Below are 23,180 nucleotides of genomic sequence, written 5' to 3' on the forward strand. Positions count from 1 at the left end.
TGTCTTGAATCCATTGAAACCCTCAACCGGCAGGCCATTGAAAACGCCGCCCGTGCAGTCCACCAGCAGGAAGCCCTGGTGCCCCGCTGGCGGGCAGGGCTGTATGCGGAACTGGCCATGCGCTGGTGGGGCCCGATCGGCTGGGGAGTGGCCGGTATCGCCAGAGCGATCCGCCTGGGTTCTCTGATGACATCGCTCAAGCGTCTGGCCCGTCCGGCAGAAACGGGCCGCAACCTGTTCAGCCGGTTTCGATCCGGCACAGACGGATCGGACACCGGGGCGATTTACCGCCGGGCCCTCGAGCATTACAGCCGGACATTTATCGAACAGTGGCCTCCGATTGCCGAACGGCTGGTAGCCGCCGGATTCAGCCGGAACGTGCGTGAGCCGGAAGCCGGAATCGCTCTGGAAGCAAAGCAGCTCGCCCGTCTTCTGGATGAACGCTGGCGTCAGGCATTCAACGATGAAATACGGCTCTCAGCTGACCGCTGTTCAGCCGGGTGGGCGCAGCTTCTTTCCAATATGCCGGTACTGGCCATCGTATTTTTCACTTTCTGGCGCACCGTATCTGATTTTTTCGAAAACAGGTGGCTCCCGGCCGGATATTTTCTTCACGCAGCCATTGCCATTGTCCTGACATGGTTTGTTTCATTTCTGGCAACCCGCCTGGTGATCGAACGCACCTGCGTCCGAAACCTTCCGGTGAAGGCGGGCAACCGGTTTTTAACATCCATCGCAGAACCCGGAACCGGGCTGCTGCCCGCCGGCGATGTGGTTCACCAGATGCGTGACCTGCTTGACCTGTCAGAAGGCGTGGGAAATTGACAACCTGAATCAATGTATATTAAACTGATTCTGCAAAACCCGACACATACAACCCATACGACTGTCACACCACTCAACTGCGAGTCCATATCCTTCACAGAGCCATCGCCTCAAGTTGTATTCTCGGGCAGCATCAAAACGCATCATCTTGTTTAAAATCCGTATGATCGAGCCCTCAATCAAAAAATGAAAATTCCTATACTATTAAATTTTTTGCCGCGGATCTGCGCGGATCTTTCTTTTATGATTAATAACCGAAAGCGGCTTATTTTTTTGCGTTTCTTGCGACGCTTTGCGGCTGTCAATAGCTCTTTGGGAGCGGAATGAGGACCGCTGTCGCTTGAGGACCACTTCGTTTGAGGCAAAAGATAAAAAGTAAGATATTTTTATTTTATAACAGCCAGGAGGTCTTCCATGAAATCCATCGAACAGCTGATGACACTGGAGCCGGGTCTTGAATACCTGGGCCTGACCAATTTAAAGAAAGTCCACTGGAACCATTGCACGCCCATGCTTTACGAACATGCGGTTCAAAAAGGAGAGGCGATGATCACTCACCTGGGCCCGCTGGCACTGGTACATCCCGGCAAAAGCACGGGACGCGCCCCCAGAGACCGGTTTATCGTCAAAGACGAAAACACCGCAAACAAGATCCACTGGGGAGATGTCAATGTCCCATGCAAGCCCAAAAACTTTGATTTTGTGTTTGAACGCGTCAAGGCCTATCTGCAGGACCGGGAAATCTATGTGGAAGATGCCTATGCCGGCGCAGATGAAACCTACCGGGTGCCGATCCGGGTGATCACCGAATTTGCCTGGCAGGCCCTGTTTGCCAGGAATCTGCTGATTCGCGTCCGGGACCGCAGCCTGCTGCCCGATTTCAAGCCCGGGTTTACGGTGTTTGCCTTACCGAAATTTTTGGGAAATCCCGAGCTGGACGAACTGAATTCGGAAACGTTTATTCTTGTCAACTTTACCCGTAAAATCATATTGATCGGCGGCACCTATTACGGCGGTGAGATCAAAAAAAGCGTATTTACCGTGTTGAACTATCTGCTGCCTCAGCAGAAGGTACTTTCCATGCACTGCAGCGCCAATGTCGGCAAAGACGGCGACACCGCTCTTTTTTTCGGCCTTTCCGGAACCGGCAAGACCACCCTTTCGGCTGATCCGGCCCGATCCCTGATCGGTGATGACGAACACGGCTGGAGCGACAGCGGCATCTTCAATTTTGAAGGCGGATGCTACGCCAAGGTCATCCGCCTGTCGAAAAAAGCGGAACCGGAGATATACGAAACCACCCGGAAATTCGGCACCATCCTTGAAAATGTGGCCGTAGACCCGGTCACCCGCATAACTGATCTGGACGATGACAGCATTACGGAAAACACCCGCGCCGCCTACCCCATCACCCATCTGGACAATATTATCCGGGAAGGCAAAGCCGGTCATCCGGAGAACATCATCTTTTTGACCTGTGATGCCTTCGGCGTGCTGCCACCTGTTTCCAGGCTGACCCCGGATCAGGCCATCTACCATTTCCTTCTGGGCTATACCGCCAAGGTGGCCGGAACCGAAGAAGGGATAACCGAACCTCAGGCCACGTTCAGCACCTGTTTCGGGGCACCGTTCATGCCGCTTCACCCCAGTGAATATGCCCGGCTGCTTGGGGAAAAGATTGAGCAGCACCGCGTCACCTGCTGGCTGGTCAATACCGGGTGGACCGGAGGGCCTTACGGTATCGGCTACCGGATCGCTATCGAAAATACCCGCGCACTGCTCAATGCGGCCCTGGGGGGAAACCTCAATGAGGCAGATTATATCAAAGATCCCGTATTCGGTCTTCGCGTGCCCGCAAAATGCCCGGGAGTGCCTTCGGAAATATTGATCCCCAGAAATACCTGGACCGATAAAGCTGCGTATGACCTGAAGGCCGAAGCACTTGCCCGAAGCTTTATCGATAATTTCAGACAGTATGAAACGCTGGTTCCCGAAAGTGTCAGACATGCCGGTCCCCGGTTATGAGTAGCCATAGCGTAAAGAGTGCGGGGGATAAAATGTGAAGCGGATAAGGGACGGAACTTTTACAAAAGAGAAATGCTGATGCGGCATGTTCAAATTGCTAAAATGAAAGGTATACGGTATAGGGGGGTAGCTATGGGGTATGGGGTATGGGCTATGGGGTGTAAAATATTGAGGTATACGCTATGAATATAAAATTATTTGCCATATGGCTGTTACTGATTTCTTTTTCTTTAACGGCGCCGCTTTTCGCCCAGATCTACAAGTACAGGGATACTCGGGGGCATATCGTCTTCACCGATGACCTGAGCAAAGTGCCGCCGGACAAACGATCGGATGTCCAGAAATATAAAGAAATTTTGCCCGGTCCGAATGACGCGGCCCAAACGCCCGCCGAGCTCATACCGGATGAAACGCACCCCATATCCGAAAAAGGCAGCCCGCCGGAAAAACCCGCAGTCGATGAAACCGAAAGAAAAAAGATAGGGGAACAACGGCAGCAGCTGGAAAATGAATACCTGAAACTTCTGGAGCAGAAAGAAACGCTCGTACAGGAAGAAGCCTCAGCAGCAAAACGGTACCGGGTAATGAAAGACAAGGCCCGATACCGGATTATACGCAACCGGCTCAACCGGCAGATCGATGACCTGAATAAAACCATTGCCGGGTATGAGAAAAAAATCCAGGCATTGGATGCGAAACCTGAAAGCCACCCCCCGGGGAGAACGCCGCGGACGGGTGAGTAGGGAGCAGGGAGAGATCAGAGGCCGCAAGTCAGGGTCTCTGTTCCCTGTCTACTCTGCCCTCTGCCTGCTCCCTGCCGGCCTCAGTCCTCTGCCCTCTGCCCTCTGACCTCCGGCCTCTGTCTTCTGATCTCTGACCTCCGACCTCTGTCCTCTGATCTCTGACCTCCGACCTCTGTCCTCTATCCCTTCACGCGCTTCTGGCATACTCGGGCTTGAATGCCTTATTCAGCGACGGGTCCATGACGGCCTCATAGCCGGTCAACCGGGCCAGAACGCTTCCGTTTCCATCCAGAATTGTATAGTCGCCTTTCATTTTGTGGTCTGTCACTTCACTGACCTGCAGTACCGCGACAACCTCCTCGGCGGGAAATTTTCTGCAGAACTGACGATAGGATGCGCTGTAGCTGGGCAGCGATACCACACCGGTCTGTTCATAGCACCACAGCGTCGCCATCTGAAAGGCGGAATCCAGAACCAGCGGATCAGCAATCCATCGGCTTCTCAACGGTTTTTTGATCCACTGCTCCGGCAATGGTGCCGGACATACGCGGGCCGCCATGCCTTTTGCCGAGCAGTTGATCACCCGGGTGATTCCCCTGAGCCGGGTTCCATGAAAAAGGATTTTTTCATAAATCTCGTCAATACTCCGGGAATATCCGTCCGATTGCAGCCAACCGCTCATATCCACAGCCGGCGGCTCGGGCAGCCGGTCAGTCAGCACAGCCATTGCTCTGTAATAGATCTTTTCCGGCCCCTGCCCGACGCCGGCTCTGACTTCAACCGGGAGCTCATAGATGGAGCCATGTTTCAGGGTTTTTCCCGCCATCAGGCATACAACCTTTTTCTCTTCGTCCAGACGGATACCACTCATCAGCCGCATGTCATCCAATCCGTGAAGGAACAGGCCCGGATTCTGTTGAAGCGCACCGTGTGCAAACCACTCCGTGATGAGGGCAAACGGAATCACCGGGGTTCCATCGAGTTGATGCGATTCGAGTACCGGATATTGATAAACATCTATTTCCCGCTTAAAGGAAAGCGTGAGGCTGTCCTCATGACGCACGGCTGAGGGCGTTTGCTCAAGGGGCTCCACTGACGGTTTGCTGCCAGCCGTGAGGGACCGCAGGATCGGAGCGCCGATAACCACTTCGGCAGGATCAGCCGGTGCCGCGCTCATTTCACGAAGCAGGCATTCAACGCCCTCTGCGACCGGTATGAGCTGAATTCCATTCCGTTCGAATTCGCGTTTCAGGGACGGTGATACCATGCCGCCATCCCATGGGCCCCAGTTGATGGAAATCACCCGGCAATCCGGCCTTTCGGCCGACTCCTTCCAGGCAATTTTGTTGAGCACTTCATTGGCCATCGCGTAATCGACCTGCCCCCGGTTGCCCATCCGGGCAGCCACCGAGGAAAACAATACGATATAATTGAGATCATCTTCACGTGTGGCGTCGAGCAGATTGAAAAGCCCGTCGACTTTGGTGAAAAATACCCTGTCAAACTGCTCGGGCGTTTTATCCACAATCAGACGATCTTCCAAAACCCCTGCCCCGTGGATAATGGCCCGGACAGGCCCGTAATCCAACCGGACCCGATCTAAAACGGAGGTGACCGCTTCCGCATCCCGGATATCGACCGGACAGTACCTGACATCGGCGGCATCACGTTTCATCATCTCGATCGAACGGACAATTTCACGATTGGCCATATGCCGCTTGAAAGACGTTTCGATCTTTGCCGGTGCAACCTTCCCGCCTTTGAATTCATGCTGCAGGATCGCTTTTTTGATATCGGCAAAATCCTCCAGGCAAGTCAGCCAAGCCGGTTCAGGCATCGGCTCAGGAGATCTGCCCATCAGCACCAGGGTCGGCTTCACCCGCCGCGCCAGGGCGATTGCCGCAGCGGCCGTAACGCCTCTTGCACCGCCGGTCACCACCACCACATCGCCTGCTTCAAGGTGGATATCCCCCTCGGGATAAGCCGCTGAAACAAGCTCAAGCTCACAGCGGGCGTCTTTTGTCAGGCCGACTTCGACCGCACCGGTTAAACTGCCGTTTAAAAGCTCCTCCACAACCGCACCTGCCATCTCCTGATTTTCCTGCCAATCCGGAGAAATGTCCAGCGCAAGGCATCGTACGGTATCCCATTCAATGGAAGCCGTCTTGGAAAGCCCTGCCAGCCCCCCCTGCATCGGATCACTGATACCGGCGGCCCTGAATCCGAACGCGCCATCGAGCCGGGTAATGGTAGCCAATACCGCGCCGGATTGCTTGGCCGATTCAATCAGTTCGGGAGCCAGTTGCCTGGCCAGCAGAAAAGCATCTTTCAGACGGTCAGCCTGATACAGACCGGTGCCGCCGGTATTGTTCGGGGCCACCAGGATCAATCCGGCTGCCGGCTGCCGTTTGGCATCCGCCCTGAACAAATCAGGAGAAATAACGGCGGCATCCATCCCCAGGGACATCAGCCGGTCCACAATGGCCTGAGACAACCCCGTGCTGTCATCGGTAACCCATACAATCCGATTTGCCGGCAATCTCAGTGTCTGCGACGTTTCACGCGATGCTTTGACAATAACGACACGTTTGCGTTCGATGATTGATTCCGCAGGCTGTCCGGCGGCAGTTTCTTTTTGCAGATCCACCTGAGAAGAATTTAAATTCCTGTGCCCGGGTTTGGAAAGATACCCGATGATCTGAGCCAGCGTCTTCAGGCTGCCCATAACCTCCGGGGATATCCCCGGCAGTCCCGGCAGCCGCTCCTCAACCGTCGATAAAATCTCCACCCGCTTGATCGAATCGATCCCCAGATCCGCCTCGATATCCATGTCCAGTTCCAGCGTCTCTTCAGGATACCCGGTCAGCTCGCTTACCACGGTCACAATCGTATCCCGGATCTGACCGGCGTCGACAGCCGGAGCAGACCCTGTTTCCGGCAACTTCTTTGTCTCGGCCGCAGGCCCGCCGCCCGTCTCCCGGCTCAAGCAATCGACAATCTCCCGAAGCGTCTTCAGGCTGCCCATAACCTCCGGGGATATCCCCGGCAGTCCCGGCAGCCGCTCCTCAACCGTCGATAAAATCTCCACCCGCTTGATCGAATCGATCCCCAGATCCGCCTCGATATCCATGTCCAGTTCCAGCGTCTCTTCAGGATACCCGGTCAGCTCGCTTACCACGGTCACAATCGTATCCCGGATCTGACCGGCGTCGACAGCCGGAGCAGACCCTGTTTCCGGCAACTTCTTTGTCTCGGCCGCAGGCCCGCCGCCCGTCTCCCGGCTCAAGCAATCGACAATCTCCCGAAGCGTCTTCAGGCTGCCCATAACCTCCGGGGATATCCCCGGCAGTCCCGGCAGCCGCTCCTCAACCGTCGATAAAATCTCCACCCGCTTGATCGAATCGATCCCCAGATCCGCCTCGATGTCCATGTCCAGTTCCAGGGTCTCTTCAGGATACCCGGTCAGCTCGCTTACCACGGTCACAATCGTATCCCGGATCTGACCGGCGCCGACAGCCGAAACAGACCCTGTTTCCGGGGCTATGGCCCGGGCCTCGGCCTCATTCCGTGTGGTTTCTGAGGGTGGTAAATCAACCGGTTTCTGAATATCCGGCACCTCCTGTACCCGGCGATTGGATGGGCTCGAGACCCCCCCCTGATCACAAGGCGTCAGGGATATCCTGGTCGCCATATTGGATGAACGCGGCGCCCCCATATCCGGAGCCGGTTCAGTGACAGCCGCGCAGGATGGTGGCAACGGCGAAAATTCCGTAACGTTGTCAGCCGGAAGCGTCAAGCCCATCGATATTTCAGAAAAAAGCCGGGTACTTTCCATCATTTTCTGCAGAGTTCGGGTGGCCTCGGACTGGGTTGCCAGAAATATTTTATGCGCATCAGCCGTTTGGGTCTGAAGCTGCTGCATGGATTTCAGGCCTGCCTGAACGGTCCTGAGTGCATCGGCAACGGTATTCGGATTTTTTTGAAGCGGATGTGTATCCATGCTCCCATAGTCGATGCCGGCGCGGGTGTTGTTCACCGGGTCAACAACCGGACGGCCCATTGACACCGGCTGCGGAGGGATGAATCGGTCATCGGGCTGATGGACTTTTTCCAACGGTGGCATTTTTCCAGAATCAACCGGTTTTACGGTGTCCACCGCCTTGTTTATCACGGTATTGGAAACTTTGGTGGCGGCTCTGGCGGATCTGTAATTGGTTCCGCTGATGGGGATGCTCATTCGCTGCTTTCGTTTACCCGGCAATTGGCGTTCCCACTGATCCAGCCGGACCGGATATCCCATCGATGCCATCCGGCATAATGCCCTGGCCAGATCTGCCACACCCAGCCGGCTTCCTGAGGAGCTGTCCAGTGCGATCGCCTGGATATCATGATCCGCCAGAATCGATTTTACCAGATGGGTCAGCACGGTTTTGGGGCCGACCTCGACAAATGTCCGCACGCCCGTTTCGTAAAGGTGGCGGATGTTACCGATAAAATCAACCGGGCATAGAATCTGTTCAGCCAGAAGGGACCTTGCCTTCTCTGAATCGGCCGGATAGGGTTTTCCGGTCGTATTGGAAATGACGGGAATATCTGTCGGGGTAATCTGCACCGTTTCAAGAAACGCTTTAAAGGGTTTCTGAGCCTCCTTCACCAGGGAGCTGTGAAACGCGGCCGCCACCGGAAGTTTCTTCGTTCTGAAACCGTTTTTACGGAATAGCTGATCCGCCTCATCAATGCCATGCTCGGCACCGGACACGATTCCCTGATTCGGGCTGTTGCGGTTGGCCAGCACCACATCCAGACCGGCCTCGTCAATAAGCGAGGAGATGGCATCCATGGATGCGGTTACCGCCAGCATCCCGCCGTTGGGTGCTGACGGATCTTTGCCGGCAGCGGCCATGAGACGGCCCCGGGTGACCGACAGGTCAATAAACGTATTCAGATCGATCCATCCTGCGGCATACAGCGCTGTCAGCTCACCGTAACTGTGCCCGCATGCTGCATCCGGATCGATTCCAAACTGGCTGAGAACCGAGATCATCGCAGCGCTCACCGCCCCGATCGCCGGCTGCGCCCGGTCGGTCCGTCTGAGCGCCTGTTCCTGAAGATCCCGCTTCGGCTGAGACCCGGCCGGACAGGGATAGATCACATCGGTCAGACGAATCGATGAATCAAACCGGTCATTGACCGTTTCCATCACATGAAAGGCATCCGGAAAACAGCAGACCAGATCGCGCCCCATCTCAACGTACTGGCTCCCCTGACCGGAACAGATAAACGCCAGTTTCCCGGGAATCTCACCCCCGGCATAAAAACAATTTTTTGCCGTCCATGATCCCTGCTGCGGTTGACTGCCCAGCCGTTCCAGAGCAGTAGCGGACAGCGTTGAAAGCATTTGCGTCGCCCCGTCCGCCGGCCGCTCGATGACCAGCAGCAGCCGGAACGGATGAAGCGGAGAAAAATCGTTTCGGGTGTTGAGCGCTCTGGCAGAAAGTTCCCTGAAGGTCAGACCGGAGGTTACGGCATCGTGCCATTTTCTGACTTTTTCCTTAAGCTGCAGATTCGTATCTGCTGAAAACGCCGCAATCTCGACCGAGCCGTCCCAGCTGATTTCCGGTTTGGCATGCTGATATTCCTCCAGCACCACATGAAAATTACTCCCTCCGAATCCGAATGCGCTGACACCGGCACGTCTTGGATGCTCTTTTCTGGAAAACCAGGGCCGGATGCGGGTATTCAGATAAAAGAAACTGTCATCGAGCTGCAGTTTCGGATCCGGCTCCTCTACCTTGATGGTCGGAGGAAGGATTTTATTATACATGGAAAGCGCTGTCTTGATCAGGCCGGCCGTACCGGCACAGGCTTTGGTATGACCGATCATGGATTTTACCGACCCCAGGGCGCAGCGTTTTCCGGACTTATCCGTTTCACCGATCAGCTGCTTCAGGGCCTGAACCTCTACCTGATCCCCGACGCGGGTCCCGGTCCCGTGTGCCTCGAGCAGTTCCACGGTATCCGGCGATATCCCGGCATTTTCATATGCCATTCGGAGCGACTTGATCTGGCCTTCGGCTCTCGGGGCATAAACACTCTGGGCCCTGCCGTCACTGGATGAACCGATGCTCCGAATGACTGAATATATTTTATCCCCGTCGGCTTCGGCATCTTCCAGGCGTTTGAGCAGAATGATTCCCACGCCTTCGCCCAATACCGTGCCGTCCGCATGTTTGGAAAACGGTCGGATGTCTCCGGTAACCGACAGCACGGATGTTTTGGCAAAACACATGTGCATGAAAATATCATTGAGGGTATCCACCCCGCCGGTGACAATCAGATCACTTCTTCCGCTGATCAGTTCCTGAATGCCCAGGTGCGTGGCGCTCAGGGAGCTTGCGCAGGCGGCATCGATCACACAGTTGGTGCCTCCCAGATCCAGTCGGTTGCTGATTCGACCGGCCACGACATTTCCCAGCAGCCCCGGAAACGAATTTTCCTGCCATGAAACATAGGAGTCCGCAATCCGCTGGACAATCTCCTCGGTCTTGTCCTGCGCGATACCCGATTCCAGAAGGGCTTTTCTCCATTTGGGATGGCCCAGTCTCGCCCCCAGCGGAATGACCAGTTCCTGAGTTCCGGTAACGCCGAGAATCACGCTGGTTCGAACCCGATCAAACGGCCGGGCCCCCTCCCCGTATCCGGCGTCTTCAAACGCCATCCGGGCGGCCATCAGTCCCAGGAGCTGTGAGGTGTCAGTCGCTTCCAGACTGCTCGGGGGAATGCCGAATTCGGAAGGGTCAAACGATACGGGCGACAGAAATCCTCCCCGTTTGCAGCAAATATGATCCGGCTTCTTCGGATCTTCGTCATAGTAATCTTCGATCGACCAGTGGGTTTCAGGAACATCGGTAATGGCATCTTCACCATGAGAAATCAATCTCCAGTATTCGATCAACCCGGAAGATTTGGGGAAAAAACATCCCATCCCAATGATGGCAACCGGTACAGTCAATTCCTTTCGTTTATGTTCAGGTTTCACTATATATGATCCTTTTGATTGTATTCATGGTTTGATTATTTATTATCCGGAAAGTGGACAGCGGCTATGGTTTCAGCCCCACCTACTCGGCTACCCCCAGACCGTTGTCTTCTGATTTCAGTCTTCTGTCTTCTGTCTTCTGATCTCTGTCCTCTGACTTCAGTCCTCAGTCCTCTGACCTCTGTCCTCAGTCCTCTGACTTCAGTCCTCAGTCCTCTGTCCTCTGTCCTCTGTCCCTACTGATCCAGAAAGTGCGTAAGTTCAGAAAACGGAAGCGGCGATATTTTTTTAACGTCATGCGGCAGGACAACTCCCTGCGTGCCGAGCCAGTGAATGCGGGTAGCGACCGCAGCCCCCCAGAGAAGGTTCATGGCTACGGAAACCACCTTCCGGTTTTCCGGCTTCTCCAGAAATGTCCCGCTGACCCATTCATTGAAAGCGCCAAGTGACGGCCCGCACCAGATCTGATAGTCAATTTTCCGGGCGGCATCTCCCTGCTGAGCCCATCTGGAAGAGCGGCCCAGATAAGAGCGGAATATCAGCGCCATTTTATGTCTGGGATCTTTTTCCGCCCGTACAATCTGCCGGGGATCGCGTTCGGAAAAAAACGCTCGGGTCCGGTTCCATTCCTGTTCAAAGCTGCATCGAAACACATCCCGTTCCAACTGGGTTCTCTGTTTTTCCGGAATGTCTTCGTAACAGCCATACCGGTTGTAAAGGTCATACAGCCGGTTGGCACGAAGCGGAAACATGGTTCCCCGTTTCAGTACCTGAACCCTGGCTCCCAGTTCAAACATATCCGCAGACGGCGCCATGGTCACATCTGCCTGACGGGCTTCGGCCAGCATCTGACGGACGACTTCCGATGTTCCGGCCTCGATACAGGCGTGGTTGACCGACCCGGTCACCACGAATGCTGCCCCCATGGCAAAGGCCGCCGCGGCCGAATACGGCGTTGAAATGCCGCCGCCAAGGCCCACCCCCGGAATTCTTCGATACGAATACCCGGCCACCAGCCTGTCTCTGAGACTGATCATGGTTGGAAGCAGTGAAACCGCAGGCCGGCTGTCGGTATGCCCCCCGGAATCGGCTTCAGCCGTCAGATCGTCGGCCATGGGCACTGACCTCGACAAAGAGGCCTCCGCTTCGGTAATCATTTGTTTGTTGACCAGTTCGGCAAGCAGTTTTTCCGGTGGCGGCAAAAAGAATTTACCGGCAACTTCGATTCGGGACACCTTGGCGATGATCTGGTTCGGGCAGATGATATTGCCCTGAGGATCACGGTGAATCCCCTTGACACGGTAATATACCAGAGGAAGCGTCAGGTCCATGTAGGCCGATGCGCTGATGCGCCGGATACCGCGTCTTAAATACAGATTGACCAGCTCTGTTTCCAGTTGAGGGTCATTGGGGCTGTGAATAAGGTTGATGCCGAACGGAAGACCGTCTGTAAGTTGAATCAGCTGATCAACAGCCGTTTCAACTTCATCCGGTCTTAAACCGGCAGCGCCGAAAAAGCCTATCATACCCGCACGGGCGGTTTCGACGACCATCCGGACCGAGGTAATACCATTGGCCATGGCCCCGGCAATATAAGCATATTTGAGCTGATGGGCCTGTTTGAAAAGCGGATCGCCCAGTTGTTCCGGATGAAGTGGCGGCACGTAGGCCAGTAACGGACAGCTTTTTGTTGAGGTAAGCGCACCGCCATCGCCGGTAATCAGGTTCCCGGTGCTGCTGACTGCAAGCCGGTTTTCTGACCGGACCAGATAAACAGGCCTTGCCACATGATGGATGGCATCTCTGACCGCAGAAATTCCGGTTCTGGGCGGCTCGGCATCGGGAAGCCACAAGCCCCTTGTATAGTTGGTGTGTAATGACAAATCCATTTGTGCTACTTCCCGGCGTTTGTCCGAACGAACAGATCATATTCCGATAACCGCGTTCGTACCTTTCCAGGCACCCGTGGCCAACCGATCGAAACGCTCGGGCAAAATAATAATTGACGGCTTCGTCCTGACACCGTGCTTAACGACGCCATCTCACATTGATGATGATATCTTATCAAAAATCTTAAATATTTACTTAAATTAGCTTTCTGTGTCAAGAAAGATCGGCCTTCATTTTTTACCTGCCATCAAAACAGTTATTGCTTTTGCCTATCCTCTCGGATGGCAGCGTTCATGCATCTGCTTGAGATGGTTTCGCGTCACATGGGTATAAATCTGCGTTGTGGAGATATCCGCATGGCCCAGCATGATCTGAACGGCTCTTAAATCCGCCCCGCCTTCAAGAAGATGAGTGGCGAAAGAATGTCTGAGGGTATGAGGAGAAATCGTTTTCTGTATACCGGCCCGATGACTGTAACGCTTGATGAGTTTCCAGAATCCCTGGCGTGACATGGGATTTCCGGCTCTGGCAATAAACAGATACGGGCTGACGCAGCCTTTTAGCTGTATTGGCCTGATCAGTTGAATATAATGAATCAATTTTTCTCTGGCGTATGTCCCAATGGGAACGATGCGTTCTTTAGAGCCCTTGCCCAGCACCCGGACAAAACAGGCTTCCGTGTTGACGTCCTGAAGTTTCAGGAAAATCAGCTCGGACACCCTCAAACCGGAGGCATAGAGCAGCTCAATCATGGCAGAATCCCTGAGCCCGTTTGCCGTTTTGATATTCGGTGCATTCAGCAGGAGATTGACTTCCGCGACGGACAGCACATCCGGCAGTTTCAGTCCGCTTTTTGGCATATCAATCATCCGAACCGGATCATTTTCTATCAGCTTCTCGTGAAGTAAAAACCGATAAAACCCTCGAATCGTCACCAGATGTCTGGCCCTGGATCTGGCACTCAGCCCTTCTTTGCGCAGATCGATCAGGTACTTGAGCATCACGACCGTATCCGTCTCATTCAACTGCCGGATACCGTTTTCAGCCAGATAATCCAGATGTCTTGCCAGATCCCGGCTGTAGGCCTCGATGGTCTGATCGGAAAGTCCTTTTTCAACCCGCAGGTAATTGATGTACTGGTCGGAAATCTCATCCAATGACTCGGACATATTACCCCATCGTTGCAAAAGTCAAGAATGCTGTAGCTCCAAGGCGTCCAAGGGTGAAGCTGTAGCATTTTACCGCTAACCCTTGGCAACGCAGGAGATACAGCATTCTCGGCTTTCCCGAAGGGTAAACAATATGGTGATTATTATAAATGTCGACTTCACCATTCGTGATATCCAGGCACAGCATTACGGATTTCCCATCTACATGTAATTATCAGTTTATTCTATTCTTCACCATTTTGTTTATGCAACGATGGGGATTACTTTTCCCCGGGCAGTTTCCAGCCCGGGTCCAGTCCATTTAACACTTCAACACCGTCATCTGTGACCGCTACCATATTTTCAAGCCGTATGCCTCCCCAGCCGGGCAGATAAATTCCAGGCTCAACCGTAAAGACCATCCCCGGTTCCAGCAATCGCTCGTTTGAGGAACTGATTCTCGGATGTTCATGAATCGCAAGCCCCACCCCGTGTCCCAGGCTGTGACCGAACCTGGCGCCAAACCCCATCTTATCGATATGACCTCTGGCAACCGCATCAACGGCACTGGCCCTGATACCCGGCCTGATAACTTCGATAGCCATACGCTGGGCATCCAATACGGTTTGATATACGGATAAAAACGTACTGTCCGGCGTTCCGATACATGTCATTCTGGTAATATCCGAGCAGTAACCGTCCAATTTAGCCCCCCAGTCAACCAGCAGCGGCTCCCCGCTTTGAATCCGCCGGTCGCCGGGTATGGCATGGGGAAGTGCGCTGTTTGGGCCGGATGCCACGATGGTCGGAAACGACAGCGCCTCCGCGCCGGCCTGACGCATCTGTTTTTCCATTTCCCAGGCAATCTGCTTTTCAGACATTCCGGGCTTGAGCATCCGTACCATCTGGCAAAACGCGTCTTCAGCCAGGTAAAGCGCTTTTCGTATCTGATTTATTTCCGGATCTGATTTCAGTATCCGGACAGGATCTAAAATATCATCCGCTTCCACCAGGGTTACATGAATCCCCTGCTGTTGAAGTTCACCGGAAATTTTCCGATACAGCGCATAGGGCATGCGGGTGCCTTCAAAACCGAGCGTTCCGGTGCCCAGTTTTTTTACAATAGACGGCATCTCGTTTGCCAGCCCTTTCTGATAGCAAACAACCTCATAAAGAGGGGCCTGCGACTGCGCCTGAAGGACAAACCGTGAATCGGTAGCCAGCAGTGCCTCCGAACCGGTTATAAACAAAGCTCCGGCCGACTCATCGAGCTGGGTGTCCTCACCGGTAAACCCGCTCAGGTATCGACGGTTTTCTTCCGCCAGAATCATTATCGTATCAATTTTTCTTTCTGAAAAAGATGCCCGGAGCCGGGCCACTCTGTCCTGTATGAGGGTTTTCACTTCAATCTCCTGATCTATTAAAATCGGGTTATGCTTCTTTGCAAAAAGCTGTTTCAATTCGGATTTGACATCGGCTGACCGCAGAACATCTGCATAAGGAGGATAAAGAAATCATGACTGGAACAACGAGGGGAGAATACTGAGATGATGACGCATTGGGATCGGAAAAAAATGGAAAAAACCGCTTTATTTGATACAGACTCTTCTCACTTCGATCAGATTGCAATATCCGGTAAATATTTTCTCGATACCATCCTGTTTGAGAGTCGTCATTCCGTCTTTAATGGCCTGGAGGCGAATTTCTTCCATCCTCGCATTGTTTTGAATTAATCGTTTAACGTCATCGGTACCCATGAGCAACTCATGAATCCCCATTCTCCCCTTATATCCGCTGCCGTTACAGACTTCACAACCCTTTGGCCTGTACAATGTCAACTTGTCGGAATACGGGATATCAAGATTGCGTTTAAAATCCTCTGCACCATACTCTCGAACCAGTTCATCGTATTCTTCTCTTGCCGGGTGATACGGTTCCCTGCATTGTTTGCAAAGCGTCCGGATCAACCGCTGAGCCAGAATACATAACACCGCATCGGCAAAATTAAACGGATCCATCCCCATATCCAGCAGCCGGGTAATGCTTTCAGGCGCACTGTTGGTATGCAGTGTGGAAAACACCAGATGTCCGGTCAATGACGCTTCAATCCCGATCTGAGTGGTTTCCCGGTCCCGCATCTCTCCTACCATAATGACATCGGGATCGGCCCTGAGAAATGCCCGCATCGCCGCTGCAAAATCAAACCCGATTCTGGGTTTGACCTGAACCTGACGCAATCCTTTCTGGGTAATTTCAACCGGATCTTCGGCGGTCCAGATTTTGGTTTCGACCTTGTTGATATAAGCCAGTGCGGAATGAAGCGTGGTGGTTTTCCCGGAACCGGTTGGCCCGCAGACAAATACGATTCCATAAGGGCTGCTGATCGCTTTGATAAAATTATCGTAATTTTTCTGGATAAAGCCCATCTTACTGAGCGGTATTGGCTCACCGGCCGCCAGAATACGCATCACCACATCTTCGAGCCCGCCTTGCGTCGGTACGGTAGCCACCCGAAGCTCGATATCTTTTCCGCCATATTTCTTGAACTTGATTTTACCGTCCTGGGGCTTCCGTCTTTCGGCAATATCCAGATCCGACATAATCTTGATTCGAGACACAATGGCATTTCGATAATTATAGGGAATGGACTGGTACAACTGGCACTGGCCATCAACCCGGATCCGTACCTGGACATTTTCCTTGCCGGCATAGGGCTCGATATGAATATCCGATGCGTTTCTGCTATAGGCATCGAGAATAATTTTATTCACCAGCTGGACCACGGCGCTGTCCTCCTCGGAAACACCGGTTTCAGCCTCTTCTATTTCCAAAGCCTCTTCCTGCAGCTGGGAAAGGATATCATCTATGGCGGCCAGCTCTTTATCATCCTGTGTAAACCGTGTGATGTACTCCAGAATATCCTGTTTCAGCGCCACATGAAAAATCAGATCCCGACCGGGAAAAAGCGGTTTGATTTCATCGATCTTTTGAAGATCGTAGGCATTGTCAATCGCGATCACGACCTTACCGTCTTCCATCCGAAGCGGGATCCAAAAATTTGCCTTCATAAACGGGACCTTGAGCCCCACAAGAATATCGCTCGGAATCGGCAGGTTCTGGTTATACTCTACAAACGGCACCTTATAGTATTTACTGAGAGATTTTCCGATTTCACTCTTCGGAATTTTATATTCCCTCATCAGGGTATATTCAACAGGCTCTTTCTTGCCCCTGGCATCGATGATGGCCCGATCAAGCTCTTTTTGAGCCAAAATATTATTTTCAAGCAGATATTCGAACTTGTTGGTACGCGATCGGGCTATTTTCCTCTGCTTATACAGCGAGATTCCAAGAATCTTGGTCAGTTCCAAGACAGCGGTTTCATCTCTGCCATTAAATGAATCATGCTGTCTTCGGTTAATCAGCTGAATAACCCCCAGCATGTATTTTTGGAATATAATCGGACAGGCTAACACCTGGCGGGTGGTAAAACCGGATTTCTGGTCCCAGCTTTTATCAAATTTCAGATTCGGATCAATAGCGGCCAGTTCACTGTCATCATAGGTATTTTTAATATTCAGCAGTTTATGCTTTAATGCGGCATATCCGGCGATACTGGCCGGGGATACGGGAATTCGGATTTCATTGATATCATCACCGGATTTATAGCGGGAAACCAGCTGGCGTTTGATACCGTCGATGACATAAATGGTTAACCGTTCCGCTTCAAAAAGAAGGGAAATCTGATCTTTGAGGCCAATAAAGATCTCATCCAGATTAGACGTCGCATAAATTTTATTGCCGATTTCCTGTAGTTTTGCCCTGTATTCGACTTCTGTCCGAAGGGCCTGGACGACATTTTCATCGACTGACGCGGAATCCGGTATCTGATTTTTTTTTAATAAACCCATCATGCGGCACGCATTTTGTTCTATTGCATAAAAAATGTACGGACGATTTAGGTATTCAGTTTTCGGTAAATATCATAAATCTTTTTTGATCCCCCACCTACCAAAAGGGCTGCAAGGAAGTAAAAACAAAATCGAATAAATACTATTGCAGTTCCAGAGGAAAGCTGATAAAGCGACTCAATTCTGGGCATGACTTGCGGAATCCGGTAAAGAACCCCGACACCTGCCAATACCAGAGCAACACCCCATATCAATTGTACCATGTGCTTAGACTGTGCCACAGAATCCCTCCCGGGTGATGAGTGACAGCTTCGCAGCATACCCGATCCGGGTATTTTACGCGTTGATCAACAGTGGTAAACTTTTTTTCTTCAAAGTAAACAAGTTACGCAATATAACCTAAGCTGACGATTCGTGTCAAACTCCTTTTATGCTTATACGCATTAATAATTAATGCGTAATATCATACAAATACAACGCTGACCGTCCTTTTCGATAAAAAAGCCAAAAGGCAGCTGTTTATCTGCCGCCTTTCGGCTTTCACAAAGATAAGGCCCCAACGCCGGGGGTTTTCATAATGAATAGAGGCTTTTTCCGTCAATCACACGAATCCCGTTTTCCGTAAGGATATGAATTGCCTCATCAATATTGTCAAATCTGAATATTATCACCGCATTATTTCCGCTTTGCTGAACAAATGCATACATATATTCAATATTAATTTCCGTCTGCTGAAACGTTTCCATAATTTTATGCAACCCGCCGGGCTTGTCCTCGACCTCTACGGCAACCACATCGGTTTTTCCCACCGTAAAGCCCCGGTTTTTAAGAAACGTCTCGGCCTTTTTGGTGTCATCGACAATCATTCGAAGCACGCCGAAATCCGAGGTATCCGCAAGAGACAGTGCCCTTATATTTATCCCCGCCTCGGTTAATATGGACGTAACATCAGCCAATCGTCCAGACTTGTTTTCAAGAAAAATGGAAATCTGTTGAACTCGCATATTGGACCCTCCTTTTAACCGTTTACGCCCCGGACAGTTAGATTTTCCGATTATCAATAACCCGAACCGCTTTTCCCTCGCTTCTGACAATGGTCTTGGGTTCCACAAGCTTCACTTTGGCCGTCACGCCAAGAAACTCTTTTATATTATATGAAATTTTTTTCTCCAGATTCTGAAGCTGTTTGACTTTATCCGAGAAAAGCTTTTCTCCAATTTCCACTAAAACCGTCAAGGTGTCAAGGTTATCTTCTCTGTCCACCACCAGTTGGTAATGAGGTTCGATCTCGCTGATCTGCAGCAGAACGCTTTCGATCTGTGACGGAAACACGTTAACCCCTCGGATAATAAGCATATCATCGGTTCGGCCAGTAACCCGGCTCATTCGTACCAGCGTCCGGCCGCAGATACACGGTTCCGGATTCAGGGACGTAATATCACGGGTCCGGTACCGGATCACCGGAAACGCTTCCTTTGTCAGGGAGGTGAACACCAGCTCCCCGGTTTCTCCATAGGGAAGCGTTTCACCGGTTTCCGGATTGATGATTTCAGGTATGAAATGATCTTCAAAAATATGCAGACCATTTTTGGCCTCATAGCACTCATTGGCAACTCCGGGCCCCATCACTTCACTCAGTCCGTAAATATCCGTCGCGCAGATATTGAGCTTTTGTTCGATCTGGCGGCGTATGGTTTCCGACCAGGGTTCGGCACCGAAAATACCGTACCTGAATTTTAAATCCCTGAAGGAAACCCCCATCTCCTCTGCGACTTCAGCCAGATGAAGCGCATATGAGGGCGTACAGGTCAGCATGGTTGGACCAAAATCTTTCATGATCATGACCTGTCGTTTGGTATTTCCACCTGAAACGGGTATTACCGAAGCCCCGAGCTTTTCCGCGCCATAATGAACGCCCAATCCGCCCGTAAACAGCCCGTAGCCATAGGCATTATGGATAATGTCGCCCCGGGTGGCTCCTCCGGCCGACAGGGCGCGCGCCATCAGCTGTGACCAGGTGCAGATATCCCGTGCCGTATAGCCCACGACCGTGGGTTGCCCCGTAGTGCCCGAAGAGGCGTGAATCCGGACCACCGTATCCATGGGAACGGCAAACATCCCGAATGGATAATTGTCACGAAGGTCCTGTTTGGTAGTAAACGGAATCCTTTTCAGATCCTGAAGTGACCGGATGTCCTGCGGCCTTACACCGGCCCGCTTCATCTGATTCCGGTAAAACGGAACGGTAGCGTACACCCGTTCAATCGTGGTCTGCAGGCGCCTTAACTGGATGGCCTCCAAGGCGTCTCTGGGCATGGTTTCAAATTCAATATCATAAATCATCTCTGTCTCCTTTTTTTTATAATCTCACGTTTCCGGGCAAAATAAAACATGACAGATCCGCCTTTAATGTAAAATTCTCTCATCCATGCACAGGGGATAGCGCCGAAACGGGATTCGATGTGCCGGGTCGAAATTCATCTGAAAAAAAAGGCCGCAGGTGATAAAACCTGCGGCCTGAAAAAAGAAAAACCACAGGTTTCAACGTTTCCGTTTACCCATGGTTTTGTCTGCTTTATAATTTCCGTTTTTTCTACATTGCTTTACCATGGGTAAACTTCCTAAAAAAGAAGCCCCCGAAAAAAAAGAAAAAGCAAAAGTAAAAAAACCGAAACTGCATGGAATAAAATCCTTTACCGTTCAACCCATCTGAAACAATGTGTTTAGTGCCTGAGCAAATTTTATGTTCTTCGTTCTCACCCTGATTTATATTCTGTTCTCGAAATATTAAATATAAACCGGCTTGTCAAGTAATAAATTAGCACCCTGCAGGACGCCCCTTTTTTATGATTTCGCGCAACCGCGTTTTATGTTTCCGGCGTATGTCTGAATTCATGGCCCGTTTCACGCCTTTCTCCGGCAGCCGCCAGGTATATGGCCGCCAGGATCAGGATGCCACCGAGCAGCTTTGACCATGTCAATTCTTCATGGAAAATAAAATAGGCCAGAATGGTGCTGCCCACAGGTTCGCCGAGCAGACTGACAGCGATCATACCGGCGCTGAACCACTTGAGAGCCCAGTTATAACTGCTGTGTCCGATAATCTGGGTAATCAGCGCCATGGCCCAGAATGCGGACACCGTCGTCGAGGAAAATCCGGTAATCTGCAGGCCAAGCAGCAATACCAAGGCCCACAGTATCGCCGCCGCACTTCCGTAACAGACGATCACATAAGCCGGAAGAGAGAGCCTGGCCCTGAGGTGCCGGCCCAGAAGCAGATACAGACCCGCGCAGATGCTGCCGCACAGCGCCAGCACATCCCCCAGCAGGGCTTTCCCGCCGGAGGCAAAATCCCCCGCCCCGATAATCCCCGCTCCGGCCACACTGACGACTATACTGATCCAGGTGAAGGATCTGATTCGTTCTCCGGTCACAAAAGGGGTAAACAGGGCCACCCACAGGGGATTGGTATTGACGAGAACCACACTGTTGGCAACCGAGGTATAGTCAAGAGACGATATCCAGGTGGCAAAATGCAGCGCCAGAAAAAAGCCGGCCAGCATGATCAGTTTCAGATCCCGGGCCGAGAGACTCAGCAGCTCGTCTCTTGCCTTCCACCACGCCAGCGGCGCCAGAACAAGCGTCGCCAGACCCACCCGGTAAGCCGCAATGACCAGCGCCGGGGCATCGGCTATCCTGGCAAATATCGCCCCGGTGGACACGGCCATCACCCCGCTGATCAGGGCAATATACGGATTGATCGATGGGGTGGATGATTTCATAACCATTTCATCGTAAAGGCTGTCCCCGCCCGGAAAGCGTATTTTTTTAAACAAAACGATGTGATGCTCATGGGGAGATTACTATTCCAGGCTACCCATTGGCCCCGATTCCGCCTTTTTTTGTACTGAAGGCGGTGGGATTGGTTTCCATGATGTACTGACGGATTCCGGTTAAGATACCATCGCATATCTGGTCCTGATAGCTCGAATTGACAAGCCGTTTGCACTCTCTTGAGTTGCTGACAAACGATGTCTCCACCAGAATGGACGGCATCTGGGCGCCCAGAAGCACATAAAACGGGGCCTGCTTGACCCCTTTGCTTTTTATATTACCGTATTTTTTCTTCAGCTGGCTGCAAAGCGACTGTTGCGTATAAACGGCCAGCCGGCTGGATTCATTTATTTTGGCATGCTTCATCAAATCATTCAGGATGGACTGAAGGTCACTGATGTTCTTGGTCGATGTCGCATTTTCTCTTGCGGCAACCCGTATGGCATCATCATCCGTTGCCAGATTTAAAAAATAGGTTTCAATCCCGTAAGCCATTCGATTCGTCGATGCATTGGTATGAATGGAAATAAACAGGTCTCCGTCCCTGGTATTGGCAATTGCCGTCCGCTCCTCAAGGGTAAGGTACCGGTCGTCACTTCGGGTAAGCACCACTTCGCAATGGAGCTGATTCCGAATCTTTTCCGCCAGTTTTTTTGCAATCGCCAGCGTGATGTGCTTCTCGTGAATGCCTTTCATAAATCCCGGGGCACCGAAATCCCGGCCCCCATGGCCGGGATCGATGACAATCCGGTGCACCCCCAGAGCGAGCTGTTTTGCTAAAGCACCCGGCAGAATTTTAGAAGAAACGGCTGGAACGGCCTTCGATGCCTCGGCATGATACGAAGATTTATCCGATTTTCCCCACACGTCGATAACGATCCTGAACGGATTTTTCAGAGAAAAAATCTTATAGGTTTCAAACGACTTGATATCCACCACGACACGAACGGAATCGGATGTAAACTGCCCGGCGCGGGCATCCCTGAGGAGATCATCATTGATGGGGATCACTTTATCGATCCCCTTTCCCAGACGGCTTCTGCTCATATCCACATACAACCGCTGGGGCTTGTTCAAAGAGGGATCTTTTTTCAACAGATGATGGGAATAAGCGGGTTCATTATCCGCATCGATGACGATTCGGGTATAGTTCGGATTTGACCAGAAGCGAAGCCCGGTCAATGTGGATGTGGAACTATCGACGGGAGTGCTTTGTGACGGTTTCTGATCGGACGCTTTTGATGAGACTGGTGAAGAAGCGGTTCTGCCGGCTTTATTACCGGCTGTCTGCCCCTGATGATTTGAACCGTCGGACGGTTTGCCACGAGAAGTCTTTTTTGACTTTACATCGCCTATTTTGTGCATTTCTCGGGCTGCTTTTTTACTATATCCGCTTTTGGGGAAGCGTTTTATAATTCTTTGATAAATATCGATGGCTTCTGATTGATCGGCGGCTTTAAAGGAGCGTTTGTAAAGCTCCTGATACAGATTCCCGGACATATACAATCCTGCCGCTGCCCAGGGACCTGAAGGATCGTGCCGAAAAACCGCCTGGTATTTTTTAATACAGGAGAGCCAGTTATCCCGATATTTTTGCTTTGAAGGCTGATTGATGAGATGTTTATATGCCCGTTCAGCAATAAAATACTTTTCTTTTGCGGAAGCAGCGGCTTCAGCCTCCGGCAGCCACAGGACTGTCAGACACCACAGAGCCACCATTCCTGAAGCGACGCATGCGGCTTTCGAATAAGATTTCAATCGAATT

At 51.9% G+C, this 23,180-nt stretch carries 13 protein-coding genes; 3 read left to right on the forward strand and 10 right to left on the reverse strand.

Annotated elements, in window-relative coordinates; all coding sequences use genetic code 11:
- The 3 genes from PHQ97_11440 to PHQ97_11450 all read left to right on the forward strand — a co-directional run.
- On the forward strand, positions 1–825 hold an 825-nt coding region (locus PHQ97_11440), incomplete at its 5' end, for a hypothetical protein (GenBank protein MDD4393345.1).
- Positions 826–1,239: 414 nt separating this feature from the next.
- Positions 1,240–2,850, forward strand: coding sequence for a phosphoenolpyruvate carboxykinase (ATP) (pckA, locus tag PHQ97_11445; GenBank protein MDD4393346.1), 1,611 nt, complete (start codon positions 1,240–1,242; stop codon positions 2,848–2,850).
- Positions 2,851–3,032: 182 nt separating this feature from the next.
- The gene (locus PHQ97_11450; GenBank protein ID MDD4393347.1) at positions 3,033–3,593 is read left to right on the forward strand and encodes a DUF4124 domain-containing protein; all 561 of its coding nucleotides are present in this window, start codon (positions 3,033–3,035) and stop codon (positions 3,591–3,593) included.
- A 187-nt stretch (positions 3,594–3,780) separates the two neighbouring features.
- Here the strand turns inward: PHQ97_11450 and PHQ97_11455 are convergent, their stop codons facing one another.
- The 10 genes from PHQ97_11455 to PHQ97_11500 form a co-directional block, all read right to left on the reverse strand.
- Positions 3,781–10,632: an SDR family NAD(P)-dependent oxidoreductase gene (locus PHQ97_11455; GenBank protein MDD4393348.1), complete on the reverse strand. Its 6,852-nt coding sequence runs from the start codon at positions 10,630–10,632 to the stop codon at positions 3,781–3,783.
- A gap of 236 nt (positions 10,633–10,868) precedes the next feature.
- Positions 10,869–12,521 carry a PfaD family polyunsaturated fatty acid/polyketide biosynthesis protein gene (locus PHQ97_11460; protein ID MDD4393349.1) on the reverse strand — a complete coding sequence of 551 codons (1,653 nt, stop codon included), beginning with the start codon at positions 12,519–12,521 and terminating at the stop codon, positions 10,869–10,871.
- A 270-nt stretch (positions 12,522–12,791) separates the two neighbouring features.
- Positions 12,792–13,691 carry a site-specific tyrosine recombinase XerD gene (gene xerD, locus PHQ97_11465; GenBank protein ID MDD4393350.1) on the reverse strand — a complete coding sequence of 300 codons (900 nt, stop codon included), beginning with the start codon at positions 13,689–13,691 and terminating at the stop codon, positions 12,792–12,794.
- 260 nt (positions 13,692–13,951) lie between these two features.
- Positions 13,952–15,073: an aminopeptidase P family protein gene (locus PHQ97_11470; GenBank protein ID MDD4393351.1), complete on the reverse strand. Its 1,122-nt coding sequence runs from the start codon at positions 15,071–15,073 to the stop codon at positions 13,952–13,954.
- 186 nt (positions 15,074–15,259) lie between these two features.
- Positions 15,260–17,584 (reverse strand): GspE/PulE family protein, encoded by a 2,325-nt coding sequence (locus PHQ97_11475; protein MDD4393352.1) that lies wholly within the window; start codon positions 17,582–17,584, stop codon positions 15,260–15,262.
- A gap of 44 nt (positions 17,585–17,628) precedes the next feature.
- Positions 17,629–17,862, reverse strand: coding sequence for a hypothetical protein (locus PHQ97_11480; GenBank protein ID MDD4393353.1), 234 nt, complete (start codon positions 17,860–17,862; stop codon positions 17,629–17,631).
- Between the two features lie 291 nt (positions 17,863–18,153).
- Positions 18,154–18,585 carry an ACT domain-containing protein gene (locus PHQ97_11485; protein ID MDD4393354.1) on the reverse strand — a complete coding sequence of 144 codons (432 nt, stop codon included), beginning with the start codon at positions 18,583–18,585 and terminating at the stop codon, positions 18,154–18,156.
- Between the two features lie 37 nt (positions 18,586–18,622).
- Positions 18,623–19,924 (reverse strand): phenylacetate--CoA ligase, encoded by a 1,302-nt coding sequence (locus PHQ97_11490; GenBank protein ID MDD4393355.1) that lies wholly within the window; start codon positions 19,922–19,924, stop codon positions 18,623–18,625.
- Between the two features lie 524 nt (positions 19,925–20,448).
- Complete coding sequence (locus tag PHQ97_11495) at positions 20,449–21,363, reverse strand: DMT family transporter (protein ID MDD4393356.1); 915 nt, start codon at positions 21,361–21,363, stop codon at positions 20,449–20,451.
- Between the two features lie 91 nt (positions 21,364–21,454).
- Positions 21,455–23,173: an N-acetylmuramoyl-L-alanine amidase gene (locus tag PHQ97_11500; GenBank protein ID MDD4393357.1), complete on the reverse strand. Its 1,719-nt coding sequence runs from the start codon at positions 23,171–23,173 to the stop codon at positions 21,455–21,457.
- Between the last annotated feature and the right edge of the window lie 7 nt (positions 23,174–23,180).

The sequence above is a fragment of the Desulfobacterales bacterium genome (assembly GCA_028704555.1).
GTDB lineage: Bacteria > Desulfobacterota > Desulfobacteria > Desulfobacterales > JAQWFD01 > JAQWFD01.

Bases quoted from the DNA above. Each gene is read 5' to 3' on its own strand.
- pckA (MDD4393346.1), top strand. From the start codon at position 1,240: ATGAAATCCATCGAACAGCTGATGACACTGGAGCCGGGTCTTGAATAC.
- PHQ97_11475 (MDD4393352.1), bottom strand. From the start codon at position 17,584: ATGATGGGTTTATTAAAAAAAAATCAGATACCGGATTCCGCGTCAGTC.
- PHQ97_11495 (MDD4393356.1), bottom strand. From the start codon at position 21,363: ATGAAATCATCCACCCCATCGATCAATCCGTATATTGCCCTGATCAGC.
- PHQ97_11485 (MDD4393354.1), bottom strand. From the start codon at position 18,585: ATGCGAGTTCAACAGATTTCCATTTTTCTTGAAAACAAGTCTGGACGA.
- PHQ97_11490 (MDD4393355.1), bottom strand. From the start codon at position 19,924: ATGATTTATGATATTGAATTTGAAACCATGCCCAGAGACGCCTTGGAG.
- xerD (MDD4393350.1), bottom strand. From the start codon at position 13,691: ATGTCCGAGTCATTGGATGAGATTTCCGACCAGTACATCAATTACCTG.
- PHQ97_11460 (MDD4393349.1), bottom strand. From the start codon at position 12,521: ATGGATTTGTCATTACACACCAACTATACAAGGGGCTTGTGGCTTCCC.
- PHQ97_11450 (MDD4393347.1), top strand. From the start codon at position 3,033: ATGAATATAAAATTATTTGCCATATGGCTGTTACTGATTTCTTTTTCT.